At 42.1% G+C, this 18501-nt stretch carries 23 protein-coding genes, 1 tRNA gene and 4 pseudogenes; 9 read left to right on the top strand and 19 right to left on the bottom strand.

Annotated elements, in window-relative coordinates; translation table 11 throughout:
• Positions 1–42: 42 nt before the first annotated feature.
• The 9 genes and pseudogenes from DXE37_RS04895 to DXE37_RS11270 form a co-directional block, all read right to left on the bottom strand.
• Positions 43–626, bottom strand: a pseudogene (locus DXE37_RS04895) (anthranilate synthase component II).
• Complete coding sequence (locus DXE37_RS14300) at positions 611–736, bottom strand: hypothetical protein (RefSeq protein ID WP_197713083.1); 126 nt, start codon at positions 734–736, stop codon at positions 611–613. The pseudogene DXE37_RS04895 and the gene DXE37_RS14300 overlap by 16 nt, the downstream one beginning before the upstream one ends.
• A 32-nt stretch (positions 737–768) precedes the next feature.
• On the bottom strand, positions 769–1458 hold the full coding sequence (locus DXE37_RS11285; RefSeq protein WP_269460348.1) for a chorismate-binding protein: 690 nt from the start codon (positions 1456–1458) through the stop codon (positions 769–771).
• A 260-nt stretch (positions 1459–1718) separates the two neighbouring features.
• Positions 1719–2081 (bottom strand): hypothetical protein, encoded by a 363-nt coding sequence (locus tag DXE37_RS04885; protein WP_114636779.1) that lies wholly within the window; start codon positions 2079–2081, stop codon positions 1719–1721.
• Positions 2082–2247: 166 nt separating this feature from the next.
• Complete coding sequence (locus DXE37_RS04880; protein ID WP_231971160.1) at positions 2248–3990, bottom strand: alkyl/aryl-sulfatase; 1743 nt, start codon at positions 3988–3990, stop codon at positions 2248–2250.
• An 89-nt stretch (positions 3991–4079) separates the two neighbouring features.
• The gene (locus DXE37_RS12495; RefSeq protein ID WP_231971159.1) at positions 4080–4358 is read right to left on the bottom strand and encodes a hypothetical protein; all 279 of its coding nucleotides are present in this window, start codon (positions 4356–4358) and stop codon (positions 4080–4082) included.
• Positions 4359–4478: 120 nt separating this feature from the next.
• Positions 4479–4772 (bottom strand): ATP-binding protein, encoded by a 294-nt coding sequence (locus DXE37_RS11280; protein ID WP_231971363.1) that lies wholly within the window; start codon positions 4770–4772, stop codon positions 4479–4481.
• Positions 4773–4787: 15 nt separating this feature from the next.
• Entirely contained in the window at positions 4788–5435 is a 648-nt protein-coding gene (locus DXE37_RS11275; RefSeq protein ID WP_197713081.1) for a histidine kinase dimerization/phospho-acceptor domain-containing protein, read from the bottom strand.
• A 22-nt stretch (positions 5436–5457) separates the two neighbouring features.
• Entirely contained in the window at positions 5458–5910 is a 453-nt protein-coding gene (locus DXE37_RS11270) for a hypothetical protein (RefSeq protein ID WP_197713080.1), read from the bottom strand.
• A gap of 46 nt (positions 5911–5956) precedes the next feature.
• On the opposite strand from DXE37_RS11270, the gene DXE37_RS12490 reads away from it, so the two are divergent.
• From DXE37_RS12490 to DXE37_RS12480, 3 genes are all read left to right on the top strand, one after another.
• A complete protein-coding gene (locus tag DXE37_RS12490; protein WP_231971158.1) occupies positions 5957–6181 on the top strand; it encodes a hypothetical protein in 225 nt (74 codons plus the stop codon).
• A 65-nt stretch (positions 6182–6246) separates the two neighbouring features.
• On the top strand, positions 6247–6528 hold the full coding sequence (locus DXE37_RS12485) for a hypothetical protein (protein ID WP_231971157.1): 282 nt from the start codon (positions 6247–6249) through the stop codon (positions 6526–6528).
• Positions 6521–6898 (top strand): hypothetical protein, encoded by a 378-nt coding sequence (locus DXE37_RS12480; protein ID WP_231971156.1) that lies wholly within the window; start codon positions 6521–6523, stop codon positions 6896–6898. Before DXE37_RS12485 ends, DXE37_RS12480 begins: the two co-directional genes overlap by 8 nt.
• 68 nt (positions 6899–6966) lie before the next feature.
• Here DXE37_RS12480 and DXE37_RS04865 read toward each other — a convergent pair.
• Together DXE37_RS04865 and DXE37_RS04860 are read right to left on the bottom strand one after the other, a co-directional pair.
• Positions 6967–8048 (bottom strand): annotated as a pseudogene (locus DXE37_RS04865) (rhodanese-like domain-containing protein).
• Positions 8049–8104: 56 nt separating this feature from the next.
• Positions 8105–8563: a YqhA family protein gene (locus DXE37_RS04860; protein ID WP_231971103.1), complete on the bottom strand. Its 459-nt coding sequence runs from the start codon at positions 8561–8563 to the stop codon at positions 8105–8107.
• Positions 8564–8873: 310 nt separating this feature from the next.
• Here DXE37_RS04860 and DXE37_RS04855 point away from each other — a divergent pair, with 310 nt between their 5' ends.
• Both DXE37_RS04855 and DXE37_RS14295 read left to right on the top strand, forming a co-directional pair.
• A complete protein-coding gene (locus DXE37_RS04855; protein WP_114636778.1) occupies positions 8874–9095 on the top strand; it encodes a lysozyme inhibitor LprI family protein in 222 nt (73 codons plus the stop codon).
• Positions 9046–9297 carry a lysozyme inhibitor LprI family protein gene (locus tag DXE37_RS14295; protein WP_114636777.1) on the top strand — a complete coding sequence of 84 codons (252 nt, stop codon included), beginning with the start codon at positions 9046–9048 and terminating at the stop codon, positions 9295–9297. The genes DXE37_RS04855 and DXE37_RS14295 overlap by 50 nt, the downstream gene beginning before the upstream one ends.
• Positions 9298–9434: 137 nt before the next feature.
• On the opposite strand, the gene DXE37_RS04845 is transcribed toward DXE37_RS14295, so the two are convergent.
• Together DXE37_RS04845 and DXE37_RS04840 are read right to left on the bottom strand one after the other, a co-directional pair.
• Positions 9435–9521: transfer RNA gene (locus DXE37_RS04845), tRNA-Ser, on the bottom strand.
• Positions 9522–9556: 35 nt separating this feature from the next.
• Positions 9557–10695, bottom strand: a pseudogene (locus DXE37_RS04840) (NAD(P)/FAD-dependent oxidoreductase).
• A 99-nt stretch (positions 10696–10794) separates the two neighbouring features.
• Between DXE37_RS04840 and pgi the strand changes: the two are divergent.
• The 4 genes and pseudogenes from pgi to DXE37_RS04815 all read left to right on the top strand — a co-directional run bounded on the left by pgi (position 10795) and on the right by DXE37_RS04815 (position 15460).
• The gene (gene pgi, locus DXE37_RS04835; RefSeq protein ID WP_114636776.1) at positions 10795–12288 is read left to right on the top strand and encodes a glucose-6-phosphate isomerase; all 1494 of its coding nucleotides are present in this window, start codon (positions 10795–10797) and stop codon (positions 12286–12288) included.
• 46 nt (positions 12289–12334) lie between these two features.
• On the top strand, positions 12335–13720 hold the full coding sequence (locus DXE37_RS04830) for a phosphomannomutase/phosphoglucomutase (RefSeq protein WP_114636775.1): 1386 nt from the start codon (positions 12335–12337) through the stop codon (positions 13718–13720).
• A 1-nt stretch (position 13721) separates the two neighbouring features.
• Positions 13722–14852 (top strand): annotated as a pseudogene (locus tag DXE37_RS04820) (ABC transporter substrate-binding protein).
• On the top strand, positions 14807–15460 hold the full coding sequence (locus DXE37_RS04815; RefSeq protein ID WP_331852164.1) for a trimeric intracellular cation channel family protein: 654 nt from the start codon (positions 14807–14809) through the stop codon (positions 15458–15460). The pseudogene DXE37_RS04820 and the gene DXE37_RS04815 overlap by 46 nt, the downstream one beginning before the upstream one ends.
• Before the next feature lies 1 nt (position 15461).
• Here DXE37_RS04815 and DXE37_RS04810 read toward each other — a convergent pair whose 3' ends face one another.
• Genes DXE37_RS04810 through DXE37_RS04790 form a run of 6 tightly spaced genes read right to left on the bottom strand, consistent with a single transcriptional unit; the run spans position 15462 to position 18449 of the window.
• Entirely contained in the window at positions 15462–16355 is an 894-nt protein-coding gene (locus tag DXE37_RS04810; RefSeq protein ID WP_114636771.1) for a Crp/Fnr family transcriptional regulator, read from the bottom strand.
• A 7-nt stretch (positions 16356–16362) separates the two neighbouring features.
• Complete coding sequence (locus DXE37_RS04805) at positions 16363–16905, bottom strand: mechanosensitive ion channel domain-containing protein (protein ID WP_162786199.1); 543 nt, start codon at positions 16903–16905, stop codon at positions 16363–16365.
• On the bottom strand, positions 16902–17129 hold the full coding sequence (locus DXE37_RS12475; RefSeq protein WP_231971101.1) for a lysozyme family protein: 228 nt from the start codon (positions 17127–17129) through the stop codon (positions 16902–16904). The genes DXE37_RS04805 and DXE37_RS12475 overlap by 4 nt, the downstream gene beginning before the upstream one ends.
• Positions 17130–17145: 16 nt before the next feature.
• Positions 17146–17499, bottom strand: coding sequence for a transglycosylase SLT domain-containing protein (locus DXE37_RS12470; protein ID WP_231971099.1), 354 nt, complete (start codon positions 17497–17499; stop codon positions 17146–17148).
• 31 nt (positions 17500–17530) lie between these two features.
• Positions 17531–18112, bottom strand: a complete 582-nt coding sequence (locus DXE37_RS04795; RefSeq protein WP_162786198.1) for a type II secretion system F family protein — start codon at positions 18110–18112, stop codon at positions 17531–17533.
• The gene (locus DXE37_RS04790) at positions 18105–18449 is read right to left on the bottom strand and encodes a type II secretion system F family protein (protein ID WP_114636768.1); all 345 of its coding nucleotides are present in this window, start codon (positions 18447–18449) and stop codon (positions 18105–18107) included. The genes DXE37_RS04795 and DXE37_RS04790 overlap by 8 nt, the downstream gene beginning before the upstream one ends.
• Between the last annotated feature and the right edge of the window lie 52 nt (positions 18450–18501).

The following is an 18501-nucleotide window of genomic DNA, read 5'->3' as shown; positions in this document are numbered from 1 at the left end:
ATTCCACTACCAGAGAAATCATAAAAGCTTGCAAAACATTAGCTAGTTATGAAGATATGTATTCATAAAATTCTGTAGGATTTGAATTCCAAAATCAGTACCAATACTCTCCGGATGAAACTGTATACCTTCAATTTTTAATGCCTTATGCCCATTACATAGCCATCATCCTGAGATCTGGCAGTGATAGCAATTTCCTCAGGAAGGTTCTTATCTGAAACAACGATAGAGTGGTATCGCATCGCCACAAGCGTGCTATCAGAAAAGGATGTAAAGCATCCGCAACCATCGTAAGAAATATCGCTTGTTTTTCCATGCATTAGATTTTTAGCATATTCAATTTGACAGCCGTATTGAAGGCCAATAGCTTGATGCCCTAAGCAAACCCCCAAAACTGGCATTCGGCCGGCATTCAATCTCAATAAATTTCCATAGCCAGAGTCTGTGGGATGTCCAGGGCCTGGACCAAGCAAGAGAAAATCGCCTGAAGACTTCTCTACTGTTTGTACTAGTTGAATATCATCTTTGCGATATAGGTCCACCTCACATCCAATTGCCTGTAAATAACTTACCAGAATATGTACAAAGCTATCATAGGCATCCACAACAATTACACGACGTGGCATGAAATTTCCTCATTAGTAATAGCTTTAAATACTGACCCCATCTTATGCAAGGTTTCGATATATTCGCTTTCAACCTTAGAGTCGGAAACTATGCCAGCGGATGCACGCAATGTGAAAACCTGATTGCGTTTTATTGCAGTTCTTATGCTGTATTAATGTAGTTACATCCCAAACCAATGATGCCCAAGGCCCCTGCATAAAGCCCCTTCCCGCTATCTTCAATATTTGCGATCAGCTCAATTGCTCTAATTTTTGGAGTACCTGTCATAGTTCCCGCAGGAAATGAGGCTTGAATGACACCATACTTATCGATGCCTTCTCGCGCCAACAATTTTGCTGTTGAAATCATGTGATAAACGTGGGAATACTCTTCAATTGACATCAATTCAGATGCTCTGAGACTTTTGGGTACGGAAACTTTACATAAGTCATTTCGACACAAATCAACCAACATCATGTGCTCCGCAATTTCTTTGGGGTTTACACTAAATTCTTTTGCAACATCATCCTTAGTGGGTGTTACGAATTTCCCAAGTATCCCAGCAATGGGTCTCATCATGACATCTTGATCTCTCATGTAAAGGAATAATTCAGGGCTAGCGCCAATCACCTCAAAATTGCCCAAATTAAATAAATACATATAAGGAGATGGGCTCAAAAGTCTTAGTCTTGCATATACGTTAACTGCAGCTGCTTCTGATTGAATAGAAATTTTTTGACCAATTTGAATTTGATAAACATCGCCAACCTGCACATGTTCTAGCGCAACTTTTGCTTTTTTTAGATAGTCGTCCTTAAGAGTTTCCCTGCTAACTGAAAAGCCTGAATTGATAAACGTCTCAGGAGGCGTATCCCTTAGCGATAGACAGGACTTGATTTCATTAAAGCTAATGCATTTAGCACCACTAAACTCATACTCATGAAGTAATACTCGATCGTCTTCAAGCTCAATATATGTAGAATAGCGTGTTAAGCAGATATCTGAAACATATACCCTGTATATAGCCAGAAATATCCTCTATGAAATAGATGGCGTTGTAAGAAAATGCTCCGAAAGCTAGCACACCCTTTTCAACCATCTTAAATTCAATATCAAGTGTTCTTAAAAAAATCCCAAATTGCTTTTCGACAAGTAAGCCGATAACTCAATACCCCCGCGCTTGGTTCAAGCAAAAATTCACCCTTGAATATCAACTGAAGTTTTTCAAGTAACTGCTGATTTCCTGAGATACGAACGATATCGTCGATAACATCGATTTTGAACACTGGGTTAATCCCAATTAGCGAAACCTTCGTATCTATTGACTCAGGCCCCAAAGATTCAAACAGGAATAATTGCCTACTGTCGAATTTCTCTAATAAATTTAAATAGACGCCAAATGCGGTAGAACGAAGTCCCGAGAATGGATTTGCACCTTCTATTTCAACTAGAATCACTTTTTTTAATATTTGCATTGATATAACGTTACAACAATACAATAATCTTAAAAATAAATCAACTCAAAGGTGGATATTAAGGATATGTAATAGATGAAAAGATAGAAGGAAATCAGTTAGCCATCATGGCTAAAGCTGCGATCCACAGGAATGCCCATTTAAGACCGCAACTAAATCAAGAAAACTATTCCCCTGCTGTTATGGCTATCTCTTGAGCTGCAAACGGATCTTTGGCTGAGCTTGGCACCGGCTTTGCAGCAGCTTTAGCCTTGGTTCCAGGCATGAGCTCAAAGTCAGGCGTAAAGACTGTCAAGGTACTGCGAAGTTGATCAAATACTTTGCGATCACCGTCAAACTTCACCTTTCCGGCAGCGAGCAATTTATCAAAAGTTGTTTGCGCTCCCATAACTTGTTCAAGATCACTACGATTTAAAGTTACAGTTAAATTCGAATTTTTCACTTGCTGACCTTTGATATTTGTCAGCGCAGAGTTGCTCATTTCAATAACAAACTTCTCGCCATTATCTGGTGCTGATAGATTGGTGACGAAATTCATACCTACTGCTTTTTTACTATCCATACTGATCGCAAGTGCATTTAACCAAAGTTCAGTAGTCATTCCCTTGATCATGTCAGGACCATTGGATTTTGGTGATGCGCCTGAAGGCATGCCATGACGCAGTTCATAGGCAGCCCCCAAGAAACTGTTGCGCATACTAGGGCTTTCTTTTTGATAACCGATCTGCTCAAAAATATCGGCGAGCAAATCTTTGGTAGCAGTATTACTGGGTTGTGCATACACCAATTTATTCACAATCTCCATCGCCTCACGATACTTGCCCTGCTTGTATAACTCTTTACCCTTAGCCAGAATCTTGGCAGAACCTCCCATCATCTCCACATAAAGTGGTGCAGAGTCCTTTAGAGATAAAGGCGCAAGGGTTGCTGGATTGGCGTCCCAATAGCCCAGATAGCGGTTAATCACAGCACGGCTGTTGTGCTCTTCAGATCCATGATAACTATGGGCTGCCCATTGCTTCTTCAGACTCTCGGGCTGCTTATAAACGTTCTGAATTTCATTAATGGTGACTCCATTATTGGCCAAATGAAGCACCTCGTTATGTAAGTGTGCATAGCTATCTCGTTGAGTGCGCATCACTTCTTGAATACGTTCATTACCCCAGCGCGGCCATGTATGCGAAGCAAACATAACCTCACTCTCGGCACCATAACGATATAAAGCATTATTGATGTTTTTGGACCAAGCCAAAGAGTCGCGAACTAAAGCGCCACGTAGAGTATAAATATTATGGATCGTGCCCGTAATGTTTTCTGCAGCCCAAAAAGCCTTAAATTGCGGGAAACAGGTATTCATCTCCGCCGGTGCTTCAGTACCAGGAGTATTTTGGAGCTCCATCTCAACACCATCTATAGTTATTTTTTCATATAGCTGATTAATGTAAACATTTGGCTCTATCAAACCCAAATTACCAGCAGCGGTATTTTTACCAATGGATTGGTCAACATGTCCGAATGGGCTACGTGGCAATAGAACACCATACTGAAAATACATTCTACGAGTCATGGCATTACCCGCATAAACGTTTTCGGCAATCGCATGATCCACAAAGCCAACTGGCGCAATAATTTTTGCCTTGCCGCTTTTTACATCTGCCTCATCTACAACTCCTCGCACTCCGCCAAAATGGTCCCCATGAGAGTGGGAATAAACAACTGCAACTACTGGGTGCTTGCCTAATTTCTCATTTACCAACTCGAGGGCCGCACGACGAGCAGTTTCTTTGGCAGTTAATGGATCAAACACAATCCAACCCGTGCTCGTCTTCACAAAGCTGATATTGGCCAGATCAAAACCTCGCACTTGATAAATTTTTTCTGGTACTACCTCGTACAATCCATAGCCCATATTTAATATGGCTTGACGTTGTAACGATGGGTGAACACTATCAAAGTCCTTGCCTTACAACAAAAATTCATAGCTACCCATATCCCAAGCTATATTTCCAGCATCCGCCATGATGGTTTTATAAGCCGGTGCAGCAATGAAACCTTTTTTGATTCTTCGAAATCTCGCTTATCTTCAAAAGGAAGTGTTTTGCGGAGCCCATTTTGCAGTTCTACCGTATAACTTGAAGGCATCTTTCCTTTGGAGTCAAAGTGTTTGCCTTGCATGGCGCCTGGATCTGCCACCACTCCACCACCGCTAGCGGCGATTGTCAGACCAGCGGATGTCAATGAAATGAAAAGGGCTAATTTTTTAAAATTGGGTTTCATTGTGGACATCCTAAAAAATGAAAAGTACTATTGATTTATATATCTAATGATATGACTCGTTACCATCGTGGCAATTAGCTGTAGAGCTAATACTTTTACATAGACAAATATAGGCCTAACTTATGGCGCAGGCAAATTAACGACAAATTTAGCGCCACCACCCTCATTTTCCTCGAATCGGATACTGCCTCCATGACGAGTCACAATGTGTTTACAGAGCCATAGACCTAAACCCATTCCCGTATGTTTAGTACCCGTCAGAAGCTCAAACAATTGGGTTTGATTTTCTTTTGATATCCCATCAGCATTATCTGCTACCGACAACTCTACACAGGCAGGTAATTTTCTTGCAACAATCATGAGGTACTTGGGAGAATGGGTGGTAACTGCTAAGGCCTGAATAGCATTATTCACCAAATTAAGTAGCGCTTATTGAATCTCGCTGGTGTTTGCCTGAATGGTTAATTCTGAGTCAACTTGCAAAATCATTTGAATATTTTGCGCGGCGATCTCAGGTCTTGTGATGTTTATGACGACATCTAGCAATTCACCCAAGTCAACATTAGAGCAAGCAAGCTCTATCTCTAAGAATATCGCCCGTAAGGAGCGAATGATATTCGCCGCTCGTTCATTGTCCGAAAGCAAAGTTTCCAATATTTCCTTTTGAAGGGCTGGACTAAGCCCACCATCCAAAAGCTTTTTTTGCATAAATTGAATATTTAGGCTTGAAGCGCCCAATGGTTGATTTAACTCATGTGCAATAGAGGCGGATAAAGCACCAGTACTAGCAGTTTTATTGGCTCTTAATAGAGAGCCAATAGGGGTCTCACGTTCTTGCAGTAAAGCCTTAATTTCTTTGTTTTCGGTTCGAGACTGCGCATTGGCAAGTGTAATTTGTTTAGCCCAATAACCACCAATTGCAATATATGAAAGCGTATTCATTACCAACTGTGCAATCGTAAATAAGATTAGTATTTGCGGAATTTGTTCGACTTGTCGAATCGTAAATGTAGAGACAATCAGAATGGCTAAACGACCTAGAGCAAAAAATAATTCGGCTGAACTAGCATATTGCATGTATAAAAGCTGGCTTGATGGCTTACTCACCCTCTTTTGACAAATCTCTGAAATTTGCCATGTGTAAAAAACTCGCCAAGATGCACATGAAGGCTGTGCGTACTTCATAGCTTCCAGCATTACGCATCCATTCAAAAATAATCGCAAAAATAATAATCGAGATTGAGAAACTGATCTTCATAAATCGCGAAATGGGATGGTTCAGGGATTTACAAAATAAGGCCTGAAGTACAGCCGCTACAAAAAATAATGTGTTTGCAACAGTGAAATTAAATTCTGGCTTTAATATGTCATCGATGACGATAATGCCCGCACCAAAAATGATCAAACCAAGAACACTTATCAACAAGGAGCTCATCCAGTGTCGACTGGGCTTTACTGAATTTTTAGATCGATAGTAGTGATTAATACCAAAAAATAAGCCCATTTGGATAATGGCTAGAATGAAAAAATATAAGGCAATAAGCAACTTCATAGTTCTATCGTACTTCGACCGCACTCATTCTTTAACATCTTTCCACATGTATTGTCGACAAATTCGCTCTCATTTCCTTTTGATTGGCTTAATGCTATTTAACCCAAGCGTTACCCAAGCACAATCGGCGCTTTATAACGCCGCCAATAATTATCTGAAGAAAAGAGCGGACGCCTTTATGACAATTACGGGTTATTCATTAACGCCTGATGTCACAGCTGGCTCATTATCGATTCGTAATAATGATGGCGCCATTCTGATTTACAGATGATCTCCCTAGGCAGTGGCAATCGAATAAGTGCAGGCTTTCCACTTTATCTCGAGGGAACCCTGGCAGTGAATAGATACAACCCAACATTTTCCGATGGCATTGGAAACAGCTCAATTACCATACCAGTCCATTGGAATAGTATTACTAGGACAGGCGGCATTGGATGGGACTTCCCTATTACAAATGAATTGCGATTTAGACCAATTGCCAACGTCATGCTGGGTCACCTTGAAAGCGACCTATCTATCGCTTCCCGTGTCTTACAAAATCGCACTGGGGTGGATATGCAATTCTTAAACGGTGGCCGCATGAGCTCATATGGGCTTGGGCGGCTCCGTGATGATTGATTATGAAAACTATCAACCTGATCAGGAAATCGATATTGAGCTTAGATATACCAATATTCCGGTTAGAACATTTGACTCCTCTACAGCAGCACAAGATTCAGCAGATTCACAAAGTGTCGCCCTTTGGGCTCGCAGCAGAATTCCCACTCCAATTACGTTGTTATATCGACCATTAAGAGCTGTTTTTGAATTAGCCCACACCGAGTTTTTGGGTGATCTGCGCGAAGCATTGGGATTTGATTCTCTGTCTTCCATTGGTACTGGCATTGAGCTTGATAGAAGCGCCTCTGATTTAATTTTTAGTAGGCTACGCGTTGTATTTCGCTATCAATTTGGTCAAAACGTACATGGAATTTCTATTGTGGTTTAGCCGCTAGCTTTTAATTTAGAGAAATGCCGATTTTGTAGAGCTATAACAGTCACAAAATCCTAAATTTCTTACTCGTCAGATAGTGTCGAGTAAATCGGCAAACGCTCTGCGTTCCAGCGCAACATGCCGCCCAATAGGTTGGCTACTTTCTGAAAGCCTGCTTTTTCTAGTTTCATCGCTGCTTGAGCTGAACGAGCACCCGATCGACAAACAGCAATGGTTGAAAGAGACTTATCTAAATCTTTGCCTTTTTCAAGCAACTCTGCGAGCGGCATCAATTTCGACCCTTGAATATGCCCTAACACACCAACATACTCATCTGTCTCACGCACATCAATAATCTGAACTCCAACCAAATGCTCTTCCAGCCAATGGGGCTGCACTTCATAAAAACCTGCATAAGTCAGCGTTAAGGGTGCCCACTCATGCATTTTGAATGCTTGAGCTGCCTCTGGAACTTCCCCGCACTTTAAATTTGCGGGTACAGCAATATCGATTTTACTGGGATGTGCCAAGCCTAAGTTATTCATATACCCAGTAAAGTCACCAACACTGACATTATTCCCTAGCCGAGGATTAAATTGCTTTTCCTCGTGCACAGTAGATACGGTTGCACCTTTATAGTCATGAGCTGGATACAGCAGGCAATCATTCGGCAGCGTAAATATTTTTTTATGGACTGATTCAAACATATTTGCAGAACTACCCTGCTGAAAGTCTGTACGCCCACAACCACGAATTAATAAACAATCACCTGTAATGCCATGGATTGATCATCTAGAACAAAGGTGGAACATCCGTTTGTATGTCCAGGCGTTGAAAGAATTCTTAGAAAACGATCTCCAAATTGCACTGTGTATCCGCCATCATCAAACAAGATATCGCCACCTATAGCTCCTGAGCGCTTTGAAACCGCAATCTTGCAATGAAGGAGTTGTCGCAATAAAGATGCTCCAGTGACATGATCCGCATGGACATGAGTATCTACCACCCATCGCAAATGAAGATCAAGCTCATGAATCAGGGCCACATCTCCAGACACTTGCTCAAAAACTGGGTCAATCAATATCGCATCACGACTGATCGAGTCGCCAAGGAGATAGGTATAGGTAGAGGATGGGGAGTCAAATAACTGACGAAAAATGAGCATAATGCCTTTTATCTAAGTTGAGAATTTGACTGCCAATCAAAACTAGGACTTTAACCCTATTTATGGTGAACCATTACTCGCTCGGACAATGCAAATAGCACTCCAGTGGTAACGAAAACTAAGTGGATACCAATCATCCAGCCAAGGTCATCCTTGTTGGTAGTGGAAATTTCTAAAAAGGCTGCAAGTAAATTAATGCCAGACAAGGCAACAATAGATCCGATCAGTTTCAGCTTCAGACCAGCAAAATCTACCTTACCCATCCAAGTAGGTCTATCAGCACTATCCTTGGCGGCACCAATAATAGAAACAAAATTTTCATAGCCAGAAAAAATGATCAGTATTAGCAAGTTTACCAAGAGTATTTTATCAACAAGACCTAAAACGCTAGTTAAAAATTCTGCCTCGGATGCACTCCAAAAGCTCGCGCCGAAGTGTATAAATTCTTGCAAAAACTTACAGCTAATATAACGAGCGCAAGAACTAAAAATACATAAAAAATGGCCAATATCCATCGACTATTAAATATTAACTTTTCTAAGTTTTTTCTATGAGTTCAGAGTGATCTGGACGACCGGTGTTTGGCGCTTGACTCATTGACTATGTCCTTATTTGTAGAATTTTAAATATATCAGTATTTTTAACCTAATTTTATAAGTAAATCAGCTATTTAGGACGCCTAATCTCAAGAGGTCTATATTGCTGAATATAGGTATAGTTTATATAAACCCATCAGTCGACCTTATTGGACTTTTGCAGCGATAACCTTTACTTAAATAGGTAATAAACGATGCTTAAAAAGCTATTTTATTCAGCGCAATCCTCATGACATCTTCTTTAGGAATGGCGCAACAACTTGCTTCTTTGAATTCCCCCTCTAAGGATGAGTGCCATCGAAAAGACTCAACTGTTGAGATTCAAGCATGTGATTCCCAGAGATATCAATATGCTGACAAACAATTGAATGTGATTTATTCTGCTGCTATCAAAAACCTTGATGAAGACAGAAAAGCAAAGCTTCGTGACTCCCCAAAGAGAGTGGATTAAATTTCGTGATGCAAATTTTGCTCTTGTGCTCTCTTTAAATAATGATGCCGGCTCATATGGTGGAATTGTCTTTGGTAATTACAAGGCAAACTTTGTCGCCAATAGAGTGAAAGAGCTTGTCAATATATTTACACAGCCCTCTGGAAACATGCCCGATTGGTGGCCTGCATCAGCTCCCACATGGCGACAATTAAAAAAATAATCTAATTTGCATTGTTAGCCTAGAAACCAATTAATGGAGAATTACTTACTCTGATAGTTTTGCAATGAAAAGGTGTGAGGCAAATAGAATATGTTGGGCTCATTGAGCCATATCTCAGAATTTGAGATATAGATGGCGGAAAGAGGTGAGATTCGAACTCACGGAGGACTTTCATCCTCGCCAGTTTTCAAGACTGGTGCATTCAACCGCTCTGCCACTCTTCCTTATACATACATTGCGGATGTATTTAAGGGTCAGATTATAAAGAACTTTTGATTTGCCTCTCTAAATGCTTGGCAATAGCAAGGCTAGAGGTCAATCCGGGGGACTCAAAACCGTAAAGATTGTAAAGACCATGCAATCCATGGGTTTCAGGCCCATTGAAGCAAAAGTCGCCTGCCGGAGCGGTGGAGGGAACGATCTTAGCCCTCACTCCCGAGTAATCAGGTTGTAGTGTCCCATCCCTTTAATCCTGGCCAATAGCGTCTTACAGCCTCATAAAAGCCCTCGCCTCGCCTTGGATTGACCGTGTAATCAATTTGCTCTTCTCGATCGATATCCAACCATTCCACATCAGGTCCAAACTTGGCTTGACCCCCCATATCCAAGGTCAAATGAACACCTAAACCACCAGGCTCTGGTATGGGGTAAATGAGGTGTGCAAAAGGGGATTTACCTGCTAAAGAAAAGTAATTGCCTTTAGCAAAATAGGCCTGGGGAATAAACTTTTTGCAAGGTGTTGGATTTGGTTGACAACCGCAGGAGCACTCATAACCTGCGCAATTAATGAGTAACCTTGTCTCTATCCTCATGGCATCTGCACCGCCAATCTCCAACTCAAAACCATGTTGAGCATTCGCACTGATTGGCTTAGCGCTAATTAAGGGGGATTGATATGCCACCATTCCGCCAGCGTCCTCAAAACCGCCCAAGAGAAAAAGCATGAATCCATAACTATCTACTACCCCTGTGGTTGCTGACAAAATTGCAGCGACGCATTTCAAGCTTAGGCTCTAAATGAATAGCTTCATCGCCCGACATTAACTTGATCCCAGGAACGCCATTATTTTGTGCCTTAAACAAAATGGCATTGAGGTCATGAACCTGTGACTCATCAGCAGCAACAATCAGCTTTCCATAGGCCTGGGTCGCAACTTGATAGCTGCGGCAATATTCATAGAGGAGACGATTGCCTTCGACACAGAGTTTGGCTTTCAGTGAATCCTTGGGGTAATAAATACCCGCATGAATAACTTCGCTGTTACATGCGCTACTCACCGTACCAAAAGCGTTCTCGCGCTCGAGCAATATAGTGTCTCGGCCTTGAAGCGCCATTTCTCTGGCAACCGCTAGGCCAATTACACCAGCGCCAACGACTACACAATCTACCCGCCCCATTTATTAGTCCTCAGGCATTATTTATATTCAAATGTCATCAAACCGTAACATTTTCAATGATTTAGTGGGTTTAGGGACAGTTCTTGATAAAATCTATATATGTCTTCAAAACCCCCTGTACAGAAACTTCATTCCATATTTTGCGCCCAGGATATCGTTCTTGATACTGCTTATCAGGGCATCGATAGCAAGAACTGGAAATCCCTCTTTCGCCAAGCTAGGGAAGCGAATTTGGAGCAATTTATTGAGGATCTTTTTGCTGGCAAGCCAGTTAATAATTCAGAAAATCGCCCCGCACTACATTCAGCACTCAGAAACCTAGATAAAAAGCCGGTAATGGTTAACGGCAAAGATGTAATGCCTGAGGTAGCTGAAGTTTGGCGACGCATTGAGGGCTTGTGCAATAAATGGATTGGAGTTACCGATGTGATTCACATAGGCATCGGTGGATCAGATTTTGGACCTCACCTTGCCATTGAAGCACTTGCTCATGTACCCGATATTGATAGTCGCGGTATGCGCATGCACTTTCTTGCCAATATCGATACAGCAGAATTAAATCGGATTTTGCAGCGCGCTCATCCCAATAGCACCCGCATCATCATTGTTTCAAAGTCGTTTACCACGCTTGAAACTACCATGAACGCCAAAGCAGTCATGAAATGGCTTAAAGACAACGGACGCAACGATGTTCAGGTCTCACAGGCATTATTTGCAGTTACGGCCAATGTCCCTATGGCTCAAGAATTTGGTATTGCAAAGGACAATATTTACCCCTTTTGGGATTGGGTGGGAGGTCGCTACTCTGTATGGTCAGCGGTAGGATTACCAATTGCCCTGCAATATGGCTTTGATACCTTCAAAGAATTTTTGGCTGGCGCCCAATCCATGGATCAGCACTTTAAGTCGGCATCTATAGAAGAGAATTTTCCAGTAATCATGGCGCTATGTCTGCTTTACCAACAAAAGAAACATCATATTAAGTCTTATGCAGTCATTCCGTATGCAGATGCATTGAACTGGTTTCCAAAATGGTTGCAGCAGTTAGATATGGAAAGCAATGGCAAGAGCGTAGATCGAGATGGCATGCCAGTGAAGTTTTCTTGTCCAGTTGTTTTTGGTAGCTCAGGCAGTAATGCGCAACATTCTTATTTTCAACTATTGCACCAAGGCCTTGAAATTATTCCGATTGATTTCATAGCGATTCGTGAACCTATGAGCCATCTATCTGAAGCCAAATCGCATCACCGCATTTTGCTCTCAAACTGCTTAGCTCAAGCACAAGCTTTGGCAAATGGTAAGAAAACAGAAAACCCAAATAACACCTACCCAGGCAAACGCCCAAGTAATTTATTGATTCTTCCTAAACTCAATGCCTTTTACCTTGGCGCCTTACTAGCTCTATATGAGAATCGCACTGCTGCATTAGGCGCATTGTGGAATATCAATAGTTTTGATCAGCCTGGTGTGGAATTAGGAAAAGTTCTGGCTAAACCGATTGAAGCAGCCCTCAACAAAGGTTTAGTAGTTGAGGCTGATGCAAATATAGACGCCATTACTGCTCAACGTATTAACCTTTTTATTAAACCCTAGCTCATAGCGCTAACATCATCTTCAGAAGTTAGCTAAAGGAATACTCATGCAATTGTCCTCCTCAATATTTAAAGCGTACGATATCCGAGGAATCATTGATGAGACCCTAGACCCCTCTATCGCTAAATTGATTGGTCAAGCTTTTGGTACAGAAATGCGCGAGTTGGACGAAACAAACATCGTGATTGGTCGTGACGGACGTCTCTCTGGCCCCAGCTTAATTGAGGCATTGACCGAAGGCTTATTAAATACCGGCATCAACGTTATTGACTTAGGGATGGTCGCAACACCCATGGTCTACTTTGCGGCAAACCAAATCATTGATGGCAAAAAACCTCAATCTGGCATCATGATTACAGGTAGCCATAACCCCCCTAATTACAACGGCTTCAAAATGGTTCTGGGTGGCGCCGTAATTTATGGCGATCAAATTCAGGCATTACGCAAACGTATTGAAGCCAAAAAATTTGCTGCTGGACAAGGCACCAGAAGTAGCTTTGACGTTTTCCCAATGTACTTAGAGCGTATCGTAGGCGACGTGAAGTTGGCTTGCCCAATCAAGATTGCTGTTGATTGCGGCAATGGTGTTGGTGGGGCATTCGCTGGCAAGCTATTTAGAGCCTTAGGTTGTGAAGTGGAGGAACTCTTTTGCGAAGTTGATGGAAAGTTCCCAAATCACCACCCCGATCCCGCTCATTTAGAGAACCTTCAAGATCTCATCCAGAATCTTCAAACTACTGGTAATGAATTAGGCCTCGCTTTTGATGGAGATGCCGATCGCTTAGGCGTGGTGACGAAAGATGGTCAAGTTATTTTTCCAGACCGCCAAATGATGCTCTTTGCTAAAGATGTTCTCTCTCGCAATCCAGGCGCTCAAATTATCTATGACGTGAAATGCAGTCGTAACCTAGCCACTTGGGTAAAGCAACATGGTGGCGAGCCAGTGATGTGGAAGACGGGTCACTCTTTAGTCAAAGCCAAACTGAAAGAAACTGGCGCGCCATTGGCTGGTGAGATGAGCGGTCATATTTTCTTTAAAGATCGCTGGTTTGGATTTGATGATGGTCTTTATACAGGCGCACGTTTGCTAGAGATTCTTTCGAATGAGAAAGATCCCAATCAAACCCTCAATAGCTTACCAAATGCCACCTGTACGCCTGAGTTACAACTCCCTTGCTCTGAGGGTGAGCCCTTCGCAATACTTGAAACTATGAAGAAAAATGCAGTCTTCCCCAGTTCTGAGTCCATCAATACCATTGATGGCATTCGAGTCGAATACTCAGATGGCTTCGGTCTAGCACGACCCTCAAACACCACTCCGGTGGTTGTCATGCGCTTTGAGGCCGATAGCGAAGCGGCAATACAGCGCATCCAGTCAGAATTTAAAACAGCCTTATTAAACGCAAAGCCGGACGCAAAACTGCCTTATTAAGATGAAGATTCCATCAAAATTTGCCAAGGTTTTTCTATGGCCTTTATTGATATTGCTAGCGACTTTTCCTCCGCTATCTACTAGCGCGCCAAAAGAATCAATCTCAGACCCTCTCCGTGTCCAACTAGCATGGACCCATCAAAGTCAGTTTGCCGGTTTCTATATTGCGCAAGTACGCAAGCACTTTGAGAACGCAGGTTTACACGTCACCCTCATTGAAGGCGGTTCTGGCATTAACCCGATAATTGAACTTCAACAAGGTAAGGCTGATATTGCGGTTTCTTGACTTGGAAACGCCTGGAGTCACTCCACCGAAGGGAAAAATGTCACCAACGTGGCACAGATTTTTTCAGGCTCATCTCTCTCGGTAGTGTGCAGGATCAGCGCGGGAGTTTTTACTCCAAAAGATATGCCTGGAAAAAAAATTGGAGTTTGGAATTTGGGTGACGAAACAGTCGTCAAAGAAATGTTGGGTCAACTAAATATTCCTCAAAATTCTGTAGAAATTATTCAGCAATCCCCTAACGGACAAGACCTGATCGATGGAAAAGTAGCATGCGCCACTGCGATGAGCTACAACGAGCATTGGCAAATCTTAGATAAAGGCATCCCCTCTACCGATTTGATTGTCATCAACCCTGAAATGTTTGGCATACCACATATAGAAGATGGCTTATATGTCATGACTGACCGACTTAGCTCATCCATTTTTCGGGAACAACTCGTCAAACTGACTAAGGCGCTGAGAACCGGCTGGGTCGAAGCTAGAATTGCCCCCACTCTGGCCGTTGAAACTGTGGTGCGTATAGCCCCCAAGCTCAGCAAAGATCATCAGCAGCACATGTTGGAATCCGTGCTTGGAGTTATTCCATCAAATCCAGATCAATTTGGATTATTTGATTTGGGTCGCTATAAATCTGAAGTGAATCGCCTATTTTCACCAGGAAGATTAAACCCAACGCCCGAGCGCATATGGACATATGACATTTGGAATGAACTGAAGAAAGAAGATAAAAATACAACCCCACTAGCTCAGGCTACCAAGTTTTACGTCTCAAGTACAACGAGTATGCTGGCCTTTAAGATATTGGTCTATTTTGGCGTATTTACTTATGCTTTATTGGGTGCTTAGAAGCTATCAACCGAGGCTACGACCTTTGGGGCCGATTAATTCTTGCCTTCTTATCTGGAGTTGGCGGTGGCACATTGAGGGATCTGTTAATTGGCGAGGATAGGCTGCCTTTTTACTATGTAAAAGATTTAACTTATCCGCTGGGCATCCTTATTGTTGTATTAATTACCTCTCCAATTGTCGCCCTAAACCAAGATTCACATCAAAGCGAAATATTTAAGAAGACCAAAAAATATGCCGATATTCTTGGATTTACTGCGCTAGCCATTACTGGCGCAGCCATTTCGATTTCATCTAGCTTGCCATGGTTCTGGGCCCTAATATGTGCGGCATTAACTTGCGCTGGTGGCGGCATGCTCCGAGATATTGTTGTGAACCAAGAACCAAGCACCTTTAAAGGCATGATTTATGAGGAGGTGGCTGTTGTAGGTGCATTTTGCTTGGTGATTGGATTAATGATTGCCAATCACTTTGAATACACGCCAATACCCGTTTACCTCAGCCTGATATTTAGCATCATCCTCATCATTTGTCTTCGACTTGCGATTTATAAATATCATTTGCGCTATCCAAAAATACTAGGCGGGACTCACTCAGATAGTCACTAGGCTAAGCCTTTCCAAAGAATTTCAAAATCTTAGAAACAAGCGAGGTCTTTACTTGATCAGCCATGGCTTCTTGAGCCGATTGACTGAGTGTTTTTTGTCTATGAGCCGTTCTTTCCGCTAGAAGTGTAGAGATACGCTCTACTAATAGCGGATTATTAGACAGTATGGGGGCTAATTCTTCTTTTGTAATTTCAATTAAATGCGTGCTTAAGCTCGCATAAACGTTTGCCGATCTCGGCTCGCCCGTGAGCAAAGACATTTCGCCCAGGCAATCGCCGGGCCAGAGATGTGCCAAAGTAATTTTTTCACCCTTCTCGTTATGCGCCGTGACTTCTAAACTACCTTCTGCAATGATGTACATGCTATCGGCAAAATCACCCTGCTGAATAACCTGTTGGCCAGGGTTGAAATGTAAGGATTTAGTATTTTTACTAAGCCCCATTACCTCTCGTTCATCCAAAACTCGCAGAATGCCAAATGGATAGACATTGAGCAGTGATGAAAAATGACTAGTATGCAAAGAATCCACATTTTGCACAACCATCGAGGAATCAAAGGAAATTCCAGAGCTCTTTAAGAAACGTAGTGCATTTTTTAATATGAAATGTTTAGGCTCATCAAAATGACTATCAGCGCTGCATTCAAATCGTATCTTATAAGTGACGCTACCAATCAACACTTGAGAAACATAACAACTATGCCAGCCATTAAATTGTGGATGAGCTTTTCCAACATATTGCATGGCAGAATTTAAGACTTCCAATACACGATCAGAGTTATATTGCGAATCCACTGGGATAGTGACTTCTCGAATCGGCTGACGATCCTGTTGGGATAAATTTACAAAATTAATCCCAACAGGATCGATTATTGGTAATTCGATACTTTGCGCCATCTAGATTTTACAGCGTGACATAGCGACGATCCATTTCAATCACTCTTGCTATCAGAGTTGCGCTATTTTCTGGATACTCAATCACATCACCGATTGCCACTAGATGACCTGTTTGCAAGGTAATGCTTGCAATCACATCGACGATCATATCTCTGAATGCATAACCAATGGCCAAACCCAAAGCGCCTGATGCAGCCAAAAGAGTGCTAATTGACTGATCAAATAAAAGTATGAAGCCCAATAAACCGATCAATGCGTAGATCAGGATGGAACCAGCTTCAACAACGATGACAGGAATCTGCCCTTGCTTTTTTCGTACATTAAAACGCTTAATAGAAAACCTAAAGAGCTGGTCAAGCGTGAAGCCTAACAACAAAAACTGACTGGCCGCCAATAAATCAACCAGCTCAGGCAGCTTCTCAAGAGATAAATGGGTGGGTATCCATCCCCACGGCGTACCGAGAGCGTTATTTACCCATATTGCCAAAGCAATATTAAGGCCAATGAGAAGCCAAATTACCGTTTTAGATTTTGAGGAAAAAGTTTTCAACTTTGCACCTCTGAATAACAGTATTTAGCACGCCAAATAGCAGTGACCCTATCGGGGTATAGCTCCTCCCCAAGACTTCCGTTATACCTAGCAAGACCCCGTGATAAGTTTTGATTTTCGATATCAAGGTAATGTTTTAGGATGATGCACCCGTATCGAAGATTGGTTCTCACATCAAATAAAGAATCACGCGCATCACCAATGAGATCTTTACAAAAAGGCATCACCTGCATTAGGCCGCTAGCCGCCTACATGAGAAATCGCAAAACGATTAAAGCCGCTCTCTACCTCAATTAAAGCCAATACAAGGTCAGGATCAAGGCTATATCTAGTGGCTTCGTAATGAACCATGCGTAACCACTGTTGCCTGGTTTCCTCATTTGGAATGCGCTTGGCCAAGTTTTTGGATTGATAACTAATCCAATCCACCGCCTGCTTAGCAGAACGAAAGGAGCTGATAGAGCCTACTTCTGAGGTTAAGGACTGCCTCAACTCATAACGATTTGCCAAAGAAATATCTTCGTACTTTTGAGAGGCTGCATACACATGACATTGCGCACTGAATACTGCAAGAACGCAAAAGCTTAAAGCCAATTTTCTGAACGATGATAATTTCATCATTAGATCAATCTGTAACAATCTGCCCCATCTTGAAGATGGGCAAATACATAGCTACCAAAATAAAGCCAATCACTCCACCTAAGAAGCAAATCATGATTGGCTCCATCATTTGGGACATCTTATCCATTGAGGCATCAAATTCTTCCTCGTAGTAAGCGCTAATGGTATCTAGCATCTCGCTCATATTGCCAGTCTGCTCACCTACCGAAACCAACTGTGAGAATGCAATTGGGAACACTTTAATTTTTGCAAGCAATTGAGACAATGGCTCACCAGAAAATACTCCTCGTTTAGCAGCTTGAATGCCATCTTTAATGACCTCGTTTTTACTGGATTCAGCTGTAATATCCAAAGCTTCAATGACTGGAACGCCAGCATTAGTCAGGTTTCCATAAACCATGGCTACTTGCGCTACGTTTGAATGAAGAGCCATGTCACCAATTAACGGAAGACGCAAAATCAAAGCATGCCACTTTCGACGGATGGCTAAATTTCGCTTCAAGATCATCCTAAACCCAATAAAACTACCGAATATTGCTGCAGCAAGCAACCCGCCACCCAAGGGATCGCGCAAAAAGTTACTCATATTGACAATCATGAGTGTGGGGGGCAGGCAATTGCGAACCCATACTTCCAAACATCTTGGCAAATACCGGAACTACGAAAATCATCATGATGGCTAATACGATCGTTGCTACAGTCAACAATATGCAGGGATAAAGTAATGCTGACTGAATACTTTTGCGTATTTTGATTGTTTTTCGAATGCTCAAGACCAATTTATCTAAGAAGATATCTAAACTTCCGCTCAACTCACCTGCACGCACTAGATTGATATAAATAGAATCAAAAACATCAGGGTGCTTACCAAAAGCCTTGGATAAACTGGATCCAGCTTCAACGTCTTGATAGATCTCATTGATGGTTTTTTCAGCAAAGGGTCGTCAACCTGATCGCGCACCATTTCCAATGAAG

This window comes from Polynucleobacter necessarius, assembly GCF_900095205.1.
Classification (GTDB): Bacteria; Pseudomonadota; Gammaproteobacteria; order Burkholderiales; family Burkholderiaceae; genus Polynucleobacter; species Polynucleobacter necessarius_E.
This window is presented reverse-complemented; position numbering and strand designations above follow the sequence as displayed.